The organism is Oxalicibacterium sp. (genome assembly GCF_057353965.1).
In genome coordinates this window covers 262,081-277,328 of record NZ_JBMQZD010000004.1, presented here as the reverse complement: position 1 = coordinate 277,328, position 15,248 = coordinate 262,081, and the positions used below count along the sequence as shown (strand labels likewise).

Sequence of the window (15,248 nt, the reverse complement as noted above, 5' to 3'; positions counted from 1 at the left end):
TATCCGGCATGGATAAAGAACCCGGGGGGAAAGAATCGATGCCGGATCTACCCAAATTGGCGCCCAGATTTATCTCATGCATCCAGGCAAAGCTGCAATGCCGCCTGCCAATCGGGAAGCCCGCAAAAGGTACGCATCAACTTGTCAGATGACAAAACGGAGTTCTGCGGCCGTCTCGCCGGCAACGGATAATCCTGCGTCGCAATCGGCACCACCACAGGTTTTCTTGCGGTCGAGGCGTGATCGACGATCGCCTGCGTAAAACCGTGCCAGCTGGTCCTGCCCTGAGCCGTCAGGTGATAGAGCCCTGAATATTCGCGCCAGACATCCGCCGCAATATCCGCGCTGCCGGCCGATTGCGAAACGGACTGCAGCTTCATGACGATATGTGCCGTCGTTTCCGCAATCGTCCGGCACCAGGTCGGCGCACCGAATTGATCGGCAACGATGCGCAGCTCGTCGCGCTCCTGCGCAAGACGCTGCACCGTGCGCAGGAAATTCCGTCCGCGCATGCCGTACACCCAACTGGTGCGCAAAATAATATGCGGCACGCCGCTTGCGGCAATCGCCTGTTCGCCGGCCAGCTTGCTGCGGCCGTAGACGTTCTGCGGATTCGGCGCATCGACTTCGACATAAGCACTCGCCTTGGCGCCATCGAAAACGTAATCGGTCGAATAATGAATCAATGCCGCGCCAAGCTTCTTCGCCTCTTCCGCCGTGACAGCCGGCGCTTCGGCATTGACGCGCATCGCCAATTCCGGTTCGCTTTCCGCCAGATCGACAGCAGTGTACGCAGCCGGATTGACGATCAATCCCGGCCTGACCGAACGGATCACTTCCCGTACCTGATCCAGATTGGCCAGGTCCATGCGCGCCCGATCCACCGCAACGACTTCGCCCAACCCTTGCAGCGAACGCTCCAGTTCGTAGCCGACCTGCCCGCTCCTGCCGGTAAGCAGAATCTTCACGCGAAGACCTCCGCATCAGCCAGCGACAAGCCCCGCTTGTCCTTCTCGGACAGCACCGGCGCACCGTCAATCGGCCAGGCGACGCCGACCGCGGGATCATCCCATGCGATGCAGCGTTCATGTTCTGGCGCCCAGTAATCGGTTGTCTTGTACAGGAATTCGGCCGTATCGCTTGTCACGGCGAAGCCGTGCGCAAAGCCTTCTGGAATCCACATCTGACGCTTGTTTTCGGCGGACAGAGTCATCCCGACCCAGCGGCCGAAGGTCACCGAATCCTTGCGAAGATCGACCGCGACATCGAAAACCTCGCCCGCCACGACGCGCACCAGCTTCCCCTGTGGCTGCCGGATCTGGTAATGCAGGCCGCGCAGCACGCCGCGTGCCGAGCGAGAGTGATTGTCCTGCACGAAGGCAACCGTCCTGCCAACCGCTTCGGCAAAACGCGCCTCGTTGAAACTCTCGAAGAAAAATCCCCGGTCGTCGCCGAACACCTTGGGTTCGATCACCAGCACATCGGGAATTTCCGTACGTATGACATTCATCTCAAAACACCTTGTCCTTCAGGATGCGTAACAGATAGCGGCCATAGCCATTCTTCTTCAGCGGCTCGGCCAGCTTTTCCAGTTGGGCCGCATCGATGTAACCCTTGCGGAACGCGATCTCTTCCGGACAGGCGATCTTCAATCCTTGCCGATGTTCGATGGTCGCGATGAACTGCCCCGCCTCCATTAGCGACTCGTGCGTACCGGTATCCAGCCACGCCATCCCACGCCCCATGACCTCCACATTCAGCTGTCCGCGCTCCAGATAATGCCGGTTGACGTCGGTAATCTCCAGTTCGCCGCGTGCCGACGGCTTGATCGACGCCGCGATGTCGCACACCTGGTTGTCGTAGAAATACAGCCCCGTCACCGCATAGTTGGACTTCGGCACCGTTGGCTTTTCCTCGATGCTGACCGCGCGTTGATTGGCGTCGAATTCCACGACGCCATATCGCTCCGGATCCAGCACATGATAGGCAAACACCGTGGAACCCTCGGCCGATTGCGCCGCCTGATGCAACTGCTGGTCGAACGCATGGCCGTAATAGATGTTGTCACCCAAGATCAGCGCGGAAGGATCGTTGCCGACGAATTCGCGCCCGATGATGAAAGCCTGCGCCAAGCCGTCCGGCGAAGGCTGCACCGCATAGCGCAGGTTGATTCCCCACTGGCTGCCGTCGCCGAGCAGTTCGCGAAAGCGCGGCGTATCCTGCGGCGTGGAAATCAGCAGGATGTCGCGTATCCCCGCCAGCATCAACGTGGTCAGCGGGTAGTAGATCATCGGCTTGTCGTAAACCGGCAGCAACTGCTTCGAGATCGAAATCGTCACCGGATACAGGCGCGTGCCGGAACCACCGGCGAGGATGATGCCCTTGCGGGCAACGGATTGGGAAGGCTGGCTCATGCTATCTTCTGTGTTTCGCCTGCGCCCGACAGGCTGTCTCTCTGGTTGTAATTCCGTTCCAACCAATGCATGTAATCGCCGGATTGCACGTCGCGCACCCATGCCTGATTGTCGAGATACCACTGCACGGTCTTGCGGATGCCGGTTTCGAACGTCTCCGCCGGCTTCCATCCGAGCTCACGCTCGATCTTGCGCGCATCGATCGCATAGCGGCGATCATGGCCGGGACGATCCGTCACATGCGCGATCAGCGTACGATAACTGTTGCCGTGTGCCGCCGGCGACAATGCATCGAGGATGTCGCACAGCACGTGTACCACTTCCAGATTGGCCTTCTCGTTCCAACCGCCAACGTTATAGGTTTCGCCCGGTTTGCCGGCCTCCAACACACGGCGGATCGCCGCGCAATGGTCGCCCACGTAGAGCCAGTCGCGAACCTGTTGCCCATCGCCGTAAACCGGCAACGACTTGCCCGCCAGCGCATTGGCGATCATCAGCGGAATCAGCTTTTCCGGGAAATGATAAGGGCCGTAGTTATTGGAGCAATTGGTCGTCAGCGTCGGCAAGCCGTAGGTATGGTGATAGGAGCGCACCAGATGATCGGATGCCGCCTTGGAAGCGGAATACGGACTGTTCGGCGCATAGGCAGTCGTTTCGGAAAACGGCGGATCGTCCTTGCCAAGCGAGCCGTACACTTCGTCGGTGGAAACATGCAGGAAGCGGAAAGCCGTTTTCTCGGCCGCTTCAAGCCCCGACCAGTATGTCAATACCGCCTGCAGCAAGGTGAACGTGCCGTTGATGTTGGTTTCGACAAAGGCCGCCGGACCATGGATGGAGCGATCGACATGGCTTTCCGCCGCAAAGTGCACGATGGCGCGGGGACGGTGCTTTTCCAGTAGCGACGCCACCAGCGCGGCATCGCCGATATCGCCATGTACGAACACATGCCGCGCATCGTCCTGCAGCGAACACAGATTGCTCATGTTGCCCGCATAAGTCAGCTTGTCGAGATTCACCACCGGCTCGTCGCACTGCGCAAGCCAGTCCAAGACAAAATTGGAGCCGATGAAACCCGCTCCGCCCGTTACCAAAATCATCCGGATGATTCCTCAAAGATGCACGACGGCAGAAAATTGCCGTCTTCAGATCACCTGTTTCAGGTGCGATCGCACTTGTTCTTCCCTGCCGCTTTCCAGCTTCTTCTGGTACATGCCGGCATCCCTGTTTTCGCGCCAGAGCAGATCCTCGATCTCGCATTGCGGCGCGTACTCCTCCACTGCCTGCTGCAGCAACTCACGAATCTTCTGATAATCGAAGCCTTCGCAGGCATCTTCCAACTTTGCCAGAATCGTATTCAGCTCATCCCACGGCAATTCGGTTTCCTGTGCACGCATGATCAACGCATGCTGCGTGCCTTCGACATTGGCACCGATCAGCAGCTCCTCATACAGCTTCTCGCCCGGACGCAAGCCGACATGCTCGATTTCGATCGCATCCGGCGCATCGCTCTCACCACGCACTTCCAACCCACTCAGATGCACCATTCTCTTTGCCAGATCGAGAATCTTCACCGGCTCGCCCATATCCAGCACGAACACATCGCCGCCCTCGCCCATCGATCCAGCCTGCAACACCAGTTGCGCCGCTTCCGGAATCGTCATGAAATAGCGCGTGATCTCCGGATGTGTCACCGTAACCGGTCCGCCAGCCATGATCTGCTTGCGGAACAGCGGCACTACGGAGCCGGAAGAACCCAGCACATTGCCAAAGCGCACCATGCAGAATCGCGTAGTCTGCTGCGTACGTGCAAAAGCTTGCAGAATCAATTCGGCAAGCCGCTTCGTCGCCCCCATTACATTCGTCGGGCGTACAGCCTTGTCAGTCGAAATCAGCACGAAGCAGGAGACGCCCGCATCGACCGCAGCCTGCGCTAGTACTTTCGTCCCCAGTGCATTGTTGCGCACCCCCTGGATCGGGTTATGTTCCACCAGCGGCACGTGCTTGTAAGCTGCTGCGTGATAAATCGTATCGACCGCGAAGGTGCGCAAAATCTGCTCGCACTTGGCGCCATCCAGCACGGAACCGAGGAAAGGCAGCACCTCAAGCGGGATATTTTTGTTTTTCAGGATCCCTTGCAGCTCCTGCTCGATCTGATATAGGCCATATTCCGATATATCCAGCAGAATCAGCCGGGATGGCGAAAGCAGGACGATCTGACGACATAGCTCCGAACCAATGGAACCGCCGGCGCCCGTCACCATCACGGTCTTGTTCTCAATGCAGGTAGAAAGCAATTGCGGGTCAGGCGTAACCGCATCGCGGCCCAGCAAATCCTCAATCTCGATATCACGAATATCCTGCACACGCAGTTCGCCATTAACCAAACTGGCGATCGGCGGCGTCACCTTGATCTTGACTTTCAGCGGTTCCAACTTCTCAAGAATAGCTTTCTGCTGAGCCTTGCTGAGTGATGGCATTGCCAGCAGAATCTCCTTGACCCGCCTTTTTTCTACCAGTCTCGGCAGCTCGGCAGGCGACCATACCTGCACGCCAGCAATGGTCGCGCCATGCAATTCCTTCCGGTCATCGACTAGGGCCACCGGCAAATAATCATGCCCGGCACGCAATGCGCTTGCCAGCTGCATACCCGCGTGGCCGGCTCCGTAAATCGCCACGCGTATCGCATTGCCATCGTGATCCATCCGAAGCAGGTATCCGCGCGCCAGGAAACGACTGGCAACCACATACAGAATTGCACTAACCCAGTAAATGCCAAACACACCGCGGGACAAATGCGCCATATGCGTAAAAGTTCCTAGTGCTGCCAAGCAGACAACTGATAGTGTGACACCCAACACGACCACATATACGATCTTCTGATCGATGAATCGAATGACCGCCCGATAAAGACCAAGTCGGATGAAAATCGGAATTGAAATCAAAGGTGCCGCAACGATCATCCAAAAATACATCTCGAACAATTGCGGCGTGCTGCTGTCATAGCGCAGCAACACGCAAATGTAGAAGGTCAGAGGCAGCATGACAAGGTCAACGGCGGCTGCCAGTAATTGCTTCTGAAACCTCGGCAAGTCGAGGAAGAATTTCATCTAGGTTTTCTCAGTGGGTAATACCGTCTTTTCGGAAGACCTTCCAGAAAGTCAGCAGAATGATCTTTATATCGAACCAAAACGACTGCCGCGCCATGTACTCAGCATCCAGCTGCACTTTCTGCGGAATTGGCAGTTCATCCCGACCGTTGATTTGCGCCCAACCAGTCAGTCCCGGCTTAATGTTATCAATACCATAACTTGTTCGTAACGATATCAGATCATCCTGATTGAACAAAGCCGGCCGCGGACCAACAAAACTCATGTCCCCCACAAGAATGCTCCAGAGTTGAGGCAATTCGTCCAGACTCGATCTGCGCAGAAAGGAGCCGACAGGCGTCAGGAATTGCTTGGGGTCTGCCAACAAATGCGTTGCCACCGCCGGTGTATCCACCAGCATGGTTCGGAACTTCGGCATACTGAAAATGGCATTGTGCTGCCCGACCCTGTCCGACCAATATATAACCGGCCCCCTCGAAGTCAACCGTACCACCAAGGCAACCAGCGCGATCGGTACCAACAGCGTGATCAATGCCAGCAAGGCCACACAGAAATCGAACGTTCTCTTCATACCGGGAATCAGGAATGCGATAAAAAATGCGCAACAGTAGCATCAATCGCATCATGCATAGCGATGCAAGGCGTCCACTCCAGCTTTTCCCTGGTATGGGAAATTTCCACTTGCAGCGAGCCAAGTACCCTTTCCGCCGCCGCGCCTTTTCCCAGCACAGCGGCGGCTCCGGCCAGCAGACGCACCGGCACCGGCACCAGCATGGCATGTCGTCCCATGGAAGCAGCCAACATGCGAATGAGCTCCGGCGTACTGACATCCTGATCGTCCGAGACGAGGAAAATCTGTCCGGCAGCGGCTGGATGGCGTGCGCACACAATAAGCAGGTCGACGAGATTTCCCCACGCCACCATGCTACGTCGATTGCATACCGCCCCCAGCGGCAATGGCATGCCCTTCCGGACAAGATTCATCAAGCGCTGGAAATTCGCACCGACGCCAGGCCCGTATACCAGCGGCGGGCGGACAATCACAACCTCCAGACCGGTTTCCCGAGCCAGATCGGCCAATCCCACCTCAGCCTCCAGCTTGGACTTTGCATAAGGATCTTGCGGATTCGGCGCATCAAAGGCGGAAAACGGCCTGCCGGGTACAGTATGCTCTCCGTTCACCTTGATGCTGCTGACGAACACGAAGCGCCGGATACCTGCCTGTACCGCCTGCCTCGCCAGGTTCAGTGTCGCATCGCGATTTACGCGGAGATACTCCGTCAAAGAATCAGTCGCACTTTCCCGCATCATGTGGACACGAGCTGCGAGGTGGATCACCGTATCGCAGCCGGGCAAAGCCTCATCCCACCGCGTATATGCATCCAGATCTCCCACTTCGATCTGCCCTTCCGCGGTCGCACGACGGACAGCTGGCACGAAGGCGATGCTGCGCATTCGCAACATCTCGCACAACGCATTGCCGACAAAACCGTTTGCGCCCGTTACCAGGACTCTACCCATCGTGTTGAACTGGTTCATGATGCCAGCTCACGGAACAGATCGGCATATGCCTTGCCAAGCGCCGGCCCGGAAAAGAGCCGCTCATAACGCTGCCTGGCCGACGCCCCCATGCCATCGGCAAGCGATGCATTTGTCAACAACACAGACATGGCACGAGCCAGCTCGTCGGGAGATTCCGGCTTCACAACGAATCCAGTCTCCTCATGACTATTCACGAACGATGTGCCGGTCCCGATCTCGCAGGAAATCAGCGGACGTCCGAACATCGCCGCCTCGACCAGCACCATGCCATACGCTTCCGATCGAAGGTGCGACGGCAACACCAACGCCCGGCAGTGCTGAAGCAGCGCCACCTTCTCGGCATCGCTGACCTGACCGGCGAAAATCACGTTGTCGGCTCCCGTCTCGTCTGCCAGTGCGTGAAGACGCTCCCCTTCCGGCCCCGAACCGGCAAAGACGACCTTGGCACCCACCTGTCTCGCCGCCTGCACGAGAAAATGCGCGCCCTTGTAATAGCGAAGGACCCCAATGAACAGGAAGTACGGTTCCTCCCTTTCCAGGCCAAGACGGCTCAAAATCGTCTCATCGCCCTCCTTCAGATACGAGGACTCCTCAATCCCCAGCGGAATGATCCTGACCTTTTCCCGTATTTCCGGATGCGAAAGAATCGGGCTGGTGCGAGCATAGGCCGGTGCATTGGCGACGATCACGCGCATCTGGCGCAAGGTCCGCCACATCAACGGTGCATAAACTGTTCCCAGAAAACGCTGGCGCACAACATCCGATATGTAGGTCATTACCGCAGGACGATCCGGTCGTACCGCAGCATGCAGGACGTCGGCAAACGGCCATGGAAAGAGATAATGCAGCACGTCCGATTTCTTCGCCAACCGGGAAAATTCGGAAAAAGCAGCGATCCCACCAAGATCACAGGAAGCCGGCGCCAGCCACGAGCGCCGACGCACCACGTGTGCTTCCGGGCGCTGCAATACCGCTGGCTCCGGTTGTGGAGACAGCGTGAAGATCGTGTTGTCGATGCCATACATACCGCTCGCCAATGCAATCTGCCGGATAGCTTCCTGCAATCCTCCCGGCGGATCCGGAAAATAGGTTCGGTACACATGCAGTACAGCCGGATTCATCACATCGCCTCTCCTTGCAACTTGCTACGTCGACAGCGATGCCAGACCCCTATACCCACGGCGCATCCGAGTACTGCCTCGGTCACCACGGTCATCCAGGCCGCGCCTAATGGACCGTGTGTCGGAATCAGCCATATATTCCCCGTCACATTGACAACGGCAGCAATCGTCGCCGAAATGGCAAACCATCTCTCCAGTCCTAACGCCAGGGCTGCCTGATTCAATACGCCGTTTGGAAGAATGAAAAGAAGGGAAACACCTAGTGCTGCCAAAAGGTTATGAGCGCCGGCATACGCAGCTCCATATACCAAATTGATCAACTGCTCACTGAAAAGCATGATGCCAACCATCAATGCAAGGCCAATCAATTGCGCCCCAATCAACGCCGGTATCATTTCCTTCAACATCTTGCCGGGCGATCCACTGCCAAGCCGGAATTTGCGAAACAGGATCAAACCTACGGGAGACGCAAACAAAATGACCGCCTCAATCAGCCGATAGGCAACGCCATACTTGCCAACTTCGAACTTGGGAACATCAAGCCACTCCAGCAAGAGCATGTCCGCCCGAAAATATAGGGCAGTTGCCAGATCAAGCCATACAAACGGCAACGTGGCTGCATAAACGGCAGGAGGGATTTTCCATAGCGGTCTCATGCGCAAAAAACGCATGACCAGGAAAGCAAAGGCGGCAGCGCCAATGAACTGGGCAAAGAATATCTGCCAAGGTTGCCCCGCCCCCAACATGATAACGATACCCACACACACGGCTGTAAACGTCCGACTACCAACCTGCCAGGAAGCATCCTTCACCATGCGCCCCTCGCCACGCAGAATGGACAGCCCAAACTGGGTTATCACCGATGCGGCATAAAACCAGATCGCAGCAACCGTCGTCGGTGCATGCTTGGTAAAGAGGAACACAGCAAACAGAGACAGGACACCTGCGGCAACGATCACGTGTCCCAATGCTGCTTGCGGTAATACCGGAAGAAAGTGGAGCAATGTGTCAGTGGGATGCGCACGTTCACGCTGCAGCAAACGTCCGAAGCCACCGTCCAGCAAGATGGCTGCGATAGCACCACCCGACAGGGCGATGGAATATACGCCAAACAAATCCGGGCCCAGAGTGCGAGCAGTAAGGATGCTGACCATGAGGGAAATCGCCCCCACAAAACTTACTGCGAACCATTGCGCACTTAAAAAGCGGATGAGCATGAGGAAGTATGTATCACCATGAAACCGTAGATTTACAACTCAGGTTAAGTCGCTGCGATTGTCTTCTTATAGACATCCAGGGTCATATCGACTGTCCGGCTCCAGGAATATGTCAAGGCTCGCTCACGCCCTTTTAGACTAAAAGATTCTGCAATATCGTTATTTTCCAGCATCAACTGCATTGCGGCAGCGATCTCTTGCGTATCGAATGGATTAACCAATAACGCCGCGTCACCCGCAACTTCGGGCAAAGAAGTACTGTTTGATGTAATCACAGGCGTCCCTGCCGCAAAAGACTCGATGACAGGCAGGCCGAATCCTTCATACAACGAAGGGAACACAAGGGCAGTCGCCCCTTTTAGCACAGCCAGCAAATCAGCATCCGGCAAATGCTTGAGCCATACGAGAGTGGGGCCATATGAATTGGCATTCAACGCCTCCACAATATCTTCGCATTGCCACCCTCCCCTACCAACAATTACCAATGGCACTTCGTTGCGAACTCCTTGTGGCAGAGAACGATATGCTTCAATTACGCGCGCAATATTTTTTCGTGGCTGCAAGGTGCCGACAAATAAAAAATAATTTTGTGGCAAGCCATACCGCTGCATCGTTGCATCCATCAATTCTGCAGGAACAGGACGAAACCACCTTTCATCAACCCCAAGTGGAGTCACACTAATTCTTTCGGATTCGATTCCGAAATATTGTTCGATCTCGCGTTTCGAATATTCGGAGATGGTGATGATATGCGATGCCCAACGGGTTGTACGTTTCCACACCGCATTCTTTATCTTGCGAGACTTGATCGTTACCCATTCAGGATGCGCCAGAGGGATTGCATCCATAAGGGTGGCAACAACCGGAATCTTTCCATGATGAGGAATCAAGTGATCCGTTGCGTGAACCAAATCTACTTTCTTCTTCACCTCACTAGTGCCCGGAAACGACATTCCAGAAAGAACAGAGAAAGCAACCGAACTGGCAAATCCACCGAACTCCAATGTATTGGAAGGAATATCGGGAAATTGTGCAACCGGATGTCCGTACGAAACAGGAACAAGATCAATATCGTCCTTAACGGCCAATCTTTTCAGCAGCTCACGTGTGTAATTACCAATGCCATCCACACCATTCGATGCCAAGCATCGGGCAAGCACGGTTACGCCAAATCCTAGCCGCATCATTCCGGTGAAGCCTGCTCAAGCATGTTCTGCAAAGTTTCCTGCAAAGGTGGCAACGGAACTTTGCCGATTGCATCGATCAGCTTGGCAGGATCGCCACAGAGCCGCTTAATCTCGTTACTACGCACGAAGCGAGGATTCACGCTGACCTCAAGATCATGACCAGTCAACTGCTTCAACAGGTCGATCACCGCACGCAAAGTAAGCGGAGCACCCGTACAGATGTTGTACACCTCACCCGGTACGGCTTTCTGCAGCAAACTCAAGTAAGCTTCACAGACAAAACGAACATCGTTGAACTCGCGCTCGACATCCAGATTGCCCAATTCAACCGCAGGCGCACGGCGTGCGAAATGCGCGACAAGCTTGGGAATGACGAAAGATGCATCCTGCCCCGGCCCTGTGTAATTAAAGGGGCGCGTGAAGAACAAGGACAACCGATCCGCATACGTTCTCGCCATGTACTCCATGGCCAATTTGCTCATCGCATAGTGGTTCACGGGCGCTGGCGGTTGCGTTTCCGCGATAGGGGAACACTCTGTGTTTCCATAAACATTGGCGCTGCTTGCCAACAACACACTGCGCGGAGGTTGCGGCAACGCCACCAAGGCATCCAGCAGGTTCAGCGTGCCGACAACATTCACGTCATAGAAAGCACTGGTATCGGCATGCCCAACGAAACTGATCGCGGCCAGATGAACAACTGCATTAGGCGTCGCAGCCAAAACCGCGTCCTTCAACGCTGCCGCATCCTTCAAGTCCGCCGCCAGCGGGATCACCTGATGTCCCGCCGCTTCGGCAGCGGCGAGGAAATGGCGGCCGGTAAATCCATCAGCTCCTGTAACCAGAATCCTCAAAACGAGAATCCTTCGTTGTTGCGGCGCAGATCAGCTTCCACCATCATCTGGCACAGCTCTTCCAATGTGGCCTTCGGTTCCCAGCCCAGTTTGGCCTTGGCCTTGGCTGGGTTGCCGATCAGCAGATCCACTTCGGCAGGGCGATAGAACTTCGGATTGATGCGCATCACGGTCTTGCCGGTTGCCACATCGATCGCCGTTTCTTCCTCGGCCTTACCCTTGAATTCCACCGCAATGCCTGCGCCTTTGAAGGCCATCGTGACGAAATCACGCACGGTTTCCGTCCGGTTCGTGGCAAGGACATAGGTATCCGGCTCATCTACCTGCAGCATGCGCCACATGCCTTCGACATAGTCCTTCGCAAAACCCCAGTCGCGTTTTGCATCAATATTGCCTAGCTCCAGACAATCGAGTTTGCCCAGCTTGATCTTGGCAACCGAATCGGTAATCTTTCGCGTCACGAATTCACGGCCACGCAATGGACTTTCATGATTGAACAGGATACCGCTACATCCGAAGATGTCGTAACTTTCACGGTAGTTGACGGTCATCCAGTGCGCATACAGCTTGGCTACACCGTAGGGGCTACGCGGGTAAAACGGCGTATCTTCGGTTTGCGGAATCGCCTGCACTTTGCCGAACATCTCCGAAGTGGAAGCCTGATAGAAACGAATCTTGCGATTCACCAATCGGATCGCTTCCAGTAGATTGAGCGCGCCGATGCCGGTAATCTGGGCCGTCGTGCTGGGTTGATCGAAGCTGACGCCAACAAAACTTTGTGCGGCCAGATTGTAGATTTCATCCGGCTGCACTTTCTGTACCAAGGCAATGCTTGCTCCCAGGTCAGTCAGATCATATTCGACAAGATGAAGATTAGGATGATTTTGAACACCTAATTCTTCGATACGCCAAAAGTTGACGGAACTAGTACGGCGATAGGTGCCGTAAACAACGTACTCTTTGTCAAGTAAAAGTTGGACGAGATATGCGCCGTCCTGACCTGATATACCGGTAACAATGGCTGTTTTTTTCATTGTCTATGTAATATTTAAAAACTCGAATTATACCCAACGTAATTTTTAATTCATCGCATGCATAAAGAGAACGAGTACACCATCGAGTCACCCCCATGCTAAGCTCACGGCAGTTTCCCAGCACGGGGGGACGTCTTGACCTTATGACAAAGTAGAGCTACTGAGGATTTAATGAGATCAGCTTCCGTAGGAGATACAAGGAAGACAATGGCGTGATAGCCTCAACATCAAAATAACAGCTTCAATAGGTTTAAATATTCAAACTGTTTTCCGGACCATAATTAGTTGCAATGCAATTGTGACACCCGCCCTCATTCGTAAGCTTCTTTTCGTTAAGATCTTCATTGGTGTAGCAATTCAATTCGCTGAAGAGCAATGCCAAGCACGCGAGCATCAACTGAGAGATTCAAGGCATTTGGCGATGTCGCTTCCGGTATTGAAATTAAAATTCTTCGTACCCCCTCCGTCCCAGCCAGTGGAACATTTACTTCGATCACATCTGCTGAATTTGCCACTATTCTCTGAGACCATTGCCATCCTTGCTCCGCACTATTGAAGTTAACTGAAATAAGTCGTTCCGGACTCGCACCAAAAACACCAAATTTTAGAACTGCAAAGCAATTATTCTTTTCACATCCTTTTGGAATAGGAAGTGCCAACTTTGCGACAGCTCTCGACCAGACATGATGCGCCTCCAGTGGATACCATCCCTCTCTAAGCACATATAAGCTTTTATCAAATTCTGAATTTAATAAAATTGGGTATCGAATATTCTCCAAATCAGCAGCGCGCAATACCGCACGGGCGAATTCCCCTGAAAATTCAGGACGCAATCTTACTGTGGCAAATAGCTCGGAGTCCGACACTTCCACATAAGGCGACTCACGTAAAGTAGCAATGAAAGATTGAAGCTCTGCCTTTCGTTCACTCAAGCAGACAAACTTAGAAATACGACGGGAAGATTCGTGTTGCTCTTCATTTAATTGGCTAGGTATTAGGCGCCCGCATGGCCAATAGTGTGCGGCTTTAAGCATGTCAAAGTAAGGCAAAACTAAAACATCCGCAGTGCCATCAATTAACATTTTTACTGCGATCGGAGCTTTAAAAGCATCAAGTTTTCCTCCTAAAGCAAGCATTTCGGGTGGCCAACCCAATTGCGCAGCAGTCACATTTTTATCCCCCCCTATGTTATAGGTCTTTATGTTCAATGCTGGCGCTAAATAATTAACAAAAAAATCGTTCCCATTAGGTAAAAACGCAACTATTTCGCCTACGGAAAGTTTTTCTCTCAAAGAGCTCAATAATTCATGATTGATATCTTTAAAATTATTGTAATTCCCTTCCTTTTCATCAATAACCATTTGGATATTCGGGACATACAATAAGAAAAGACCAATAATTAAAAAAGAATTTATCCACTTAGACTTTCCAGATAAATATAAAACGAAGAGAAACCACAAAGAAAAATATGTAAGAAAAATCCATCTATAGGAAGCGCGCATATTTCTAAAACCAGGAATATTTGTAGACAAGATGGCACTGCCTGTACGAAATATCGCCTGCTCCTTCTTCATTACTCTTTGTTCAGATTCATATTCTTTCTTAGTTGAGAAAAACTTAACTGATGGACCGAGTGACATATAGAAACTAAAAAGTCCTATAGCCAATGCTGCAAAAAAAGTTGCATTACGTTTATTCAATCGGAATGAAGCAATAAATACAACCGCAAACAATGGCAATATAAATGTTGTAATCCAAACAGAGGAATCACCAAAAAATTGACTACTCAGTCTTGTAGTAGAGAAGCCCAACAAGTCCCAAAACCAATGCACACCAGAAGTTGGCAACAAAGCAAAGGACAAATCCATCCCCCATCCCCTAAAGAAATCAATGGGAGAAGATTCAAACTCAGACATGCCAATATATGAACTGAACAATATATAGGCACTCAAGAATGCGACAACATGTACAGGATATATAACTGCAAATAGTTTTCTTCTAATTTCTTTATTAAAAATAAAATGAGACACAAAAAAAATAGAGGATGAAACTGCTGCAAACATAAATACATAACCGTCAGTAAATGCAAGGACGATTACTGTTGCCACATAAAGAAATATATAAAAGAAAAGCCTTTTAGAAAAAATACTATCTATCAGCGAAAGCAAAACATAAAAAAGAAAAGGAAAAAAAACAAATCCAAAATGCAAATGTATGTAGCCTTTTGAGTTCCAAATAATGGGGAAACTCATCCAAAGCAAAGCCAAAAAAGCACAATTAAAAAAATTCACCTTACATTTTGCTGCGATAGAGCACAAACCCAAAAAGCCAAATGAATACCAAACTATAAAAGCGAGACTTATTGAGTTAGCAGGGCTGGCCCCTATAAATAAGAAGAACTCCATGACTAATGCCGGAGCGAGCATGGTGCTCATAGGGGATTGCGACGGGAAGCCCATATGTGATGCATATAGGCTGAATGTTTCTTGATGCAAAAAACTAATTGGGTAGCCAACGACAGCAACAGATTGTCCAAGTGTCGTTAAGCCAAAGAAAGGTATTGCGCCCTGTAGAATAAGGCCAAGTAAATAACAACATAGCAAAATAACAAACTTGTAAATATATTCTTCGCTCTGTTTATTTCTCATGAACGAATTCATATCTTTGTTGCCATTCCAACTTAAATTCATATTTACCATGTCTATTACTTAATTTGCGCCTTTAGTCATATTCGAAGCCACGATGCCGTAATGGCAGAAAAAACGAAGTGCT

At 52.4% G+C, this 15,248-nt stretch carries 13 protein-coding genes; all 13 read right to left on the bottom strand.

Features of this window, described 5'->3' with window-relative positions; genetic code table 11:
* Window positions 1-74: 74 nt before the first annotated feature.
* Entirely contained in the window at window positions 75-968 is an 894-nt protein-coding gene (rfbD, locus tag ACO1VH_RS07710) for a dTDP-4-dehydrorhamnose reductase (RefSeq protein ID WP_486243921.1), read from the bottom strand.
* A complete protein-coding gene (gene rfbC / locus ACO1VH_RS07705; RefSeq protein ID WP_486243920.1) occupies window positions 965-1,510 on the bottom strand; it encodes a dTDP-4-dehydrorhamnose 3,5-epimerase in 546 nt (181 codons plus the stop codon). The genes rfbD and rfbC overlap by 4 nt, the downstream gene beginning before the upstream one ends.
* Window position 1,511: 1 nt before the next feature.
* Window positions 1,512-2,414, bottom strand: coding sequence for a glucose-1-phosphate thymidylyltransferase RfbA (gene rfbA, locus ACO1VH_RS07700; RefSeq protein WP_486243919.1), 903 nt, complete (start codon window positions 2,412-2,414; stop codon window positions 1,512-1,514).
* Window positions 2,411-3,511 (bottom strand): dTDP-glucose 4,6-dehydratase, encoded by a 1,101-nt coding sequence (gene rfbB, locus ACO1VH_RS07695; protein WP_486243918.1) that lies wholly within the window; start codon window positions 3,509-3,511, stop codon window positions 2,411-2,413. The genes rfbA and rfbB overlap by 4 nt, the downstream gene beginning before the upstream one ends.
* 45 nt (window positions 3,512-3,556) lie before the next feature.
* A complete protein-coding gene (locus ACO1VH_RS07690; protein WP_486243917.1) occupies window positions 3,557-5,521 on the bottom strand; it encodes a polysaccharide biosynthesis protein in 1,965 nt (654 codons plus the stop codon).
* A gap of 10 nt (window positions 5,522-5,531) precedes the next feature.
* Window positions 5,532-6,092, bottom strand: coding sequence for a sugar transferase (locus ACO1VH_RS07685; RefSeq protein WP_486243916.1), 561 nt, complete (start codon window positions 6,090-6,092; stop codon window positions 5,532-5,534).
* Between the two features lie 8 nt (window positions 6,093-6,100).
* Window positions 6,101-7,060 carry a UDP-glucose 4-epimerase family protein gene (locus tag ACO1VH_RS07680; protein WP_486243915.1) on the bottom strand — a complete coding sequence of 320 codons (960 nt, stop codon included), beginning with the start codon at window positions 7,058-7,060 and terminating at the stop codon, window positions 6,101-6,103.
* The gene (locus tag ACO1VH_RS07675; RefSeq protein ID WP_486243914.1) at window positions 7,057-8,184 is read right to left on the bottom strand and encodes a glycosyltransferase; all 1,128 of its coding nucleotides are present in this window, start codon (window positions 8,182-8,184) and stop codon (window positions 7,057-7,059) included. The genes ACO1VH_RS07680 and ACO1VH_RS07675 overlap by 4 nt, the downstream gene beginning before the upstream one ends.
* A complete protein-coding gene (locus tag ACO1VH_RS07670) occupies window positions 8,184-9,401 on the bottom strand; it encodes an oligosaccharide flippase family protein (RefSeq protein WP_486243913.1) in 1,218 nt (405 codons plus the stop codon). Before ACO1VH_RS07670 ends, ACO1VH_RS07675 begins: the two co-directional genes overlap by 1 nt.
* A gap of 44 nt (window positions 9,402-9,445) precedes the next feature.
* The gene (locus ACO1VH_RS07665) at window positions 9,446-10,531 is read right to left on the bottom strand and encodes a glycosyltransferase family 4 protein (protein ID WP_486243912.1); all 1,086 of its coding nucleotides are present in this window, start codon (window positions 10,529-10,531) and stop codon (window positions 9,446-9,448) included.
* 53 nt (window positions 10,532-10,584) lie between these two features.
* Window positions 10,585-11,442 carry a GDP-mannose 4,6-dehydratase gene (locus ACO1VH_RS07660; RefSeq protein ID WP_486243911.1) on the bottom strand — a complete coding sequence of 286 codons (858 nt, stop codon included), beginning with the start codon at window positions 11,440-11,442 and terminating at the stop codon, window positions 10,585-10,587.
* On the bottom strand, window positions 11,439-12,476 hold the full coding sequence (gmd, locus tag ACO1VH_RS07655) for a GDP-mannose 4,6-dehydratase (protein WP_486243910.1): 1,038 nt from the start codon (window positions 12,474-12,476) through the stop codon (window positions 11,439-11,441). Before gmd ends, ACO1VH_RS07660 begins: the two co-directional genes overlap by 4 nt.
* A 341-nt stretch (window positions 12,477-12,817) precedes the next feature.
* Entirely contained in the window at window positions 12,818-15,124 is a 2,307-nt protein-coding gene (locus tag ACO1VH_RS07650; RefSeq protein WP_486243909.1) for a hypothetical protein, read from the bottom strand.
* Between the last annotated feature and the right edge of the window lie 124 nt (window positions 15,125-15,248).

Bases quoted from the DNA above. Each gene is read 5' to 3' on its own strand.
- rfbC (WP_486243920.1), bottom strand. From the start codon at position 1,510: ATGAATGTCATACGTACGGAAATTCCCGATGTGCTGGTGATCGAACCC.
- rfbA (WP_486243919.1), bottom strand. From the start codon at position 2,414: ATGAGCCAGCCTTCCCAATCCGTTGCCCGCAAGGGCATCATCCTCGCC.
- rfbB (WP_486243918.1), bottom strand. From the start codon at position 3,511: ATGATTTTGGTAACGGGCGGAGCGGGTTTCATCGGCTCCAATTTTGTC.
- ACO1VH_RS07690 (WP_486243917.1), bottom strand. From the start codon at position 5,521: ATGAAATTCTTCCTCGACTTGCCGAGGTTTCAGAAGCAATTACTGGCA.
- ACO1VH_RS07685 (WP_486243916.1), bottom strand. From the start codon at position 6,092: ATGAAGAGAACGTTCGATTTCTGTGTGGCCTTGCTGGCATTGATCACG.
- ACO1VH_RS07680 (WP_486243915.1), bottom strand. From the start codon at position 7,060: ATGAACCAGTTCAACACGATGGGTAGAGTCCTGGTAACGGGCGCAAAC.
- ACO1VH_RS07675 (WP_486243914.1), bottom strand. From the start codon at position 8,184: ATGAATCCGGCTGTACTGCATGTGTACCGAACCTATTTTCCGGATCCG.
- ACO1VH_RS07670 (WP_486243913.1), bottom strand. From the start codon at position 9,401: ATGCTCATCCGCTTTTTAAGTGCGCAATGGTTCGCAGTAAGTTTTGTG.
- gmd (WP_486243910.1), bottom strand. From the start codon at position 12,476: ATGAAAAAAACAGCCATTGTTACCGGTATATCAGGTCAGGACGGCGCA.
- ACO1VH_RS07650 (WP_486243909.1), bottom strand. From the start codon at position 15,124: ATGAGAAATAAACAGAGCGAAGAATATATTTACAAGTTTGTTATTTTG.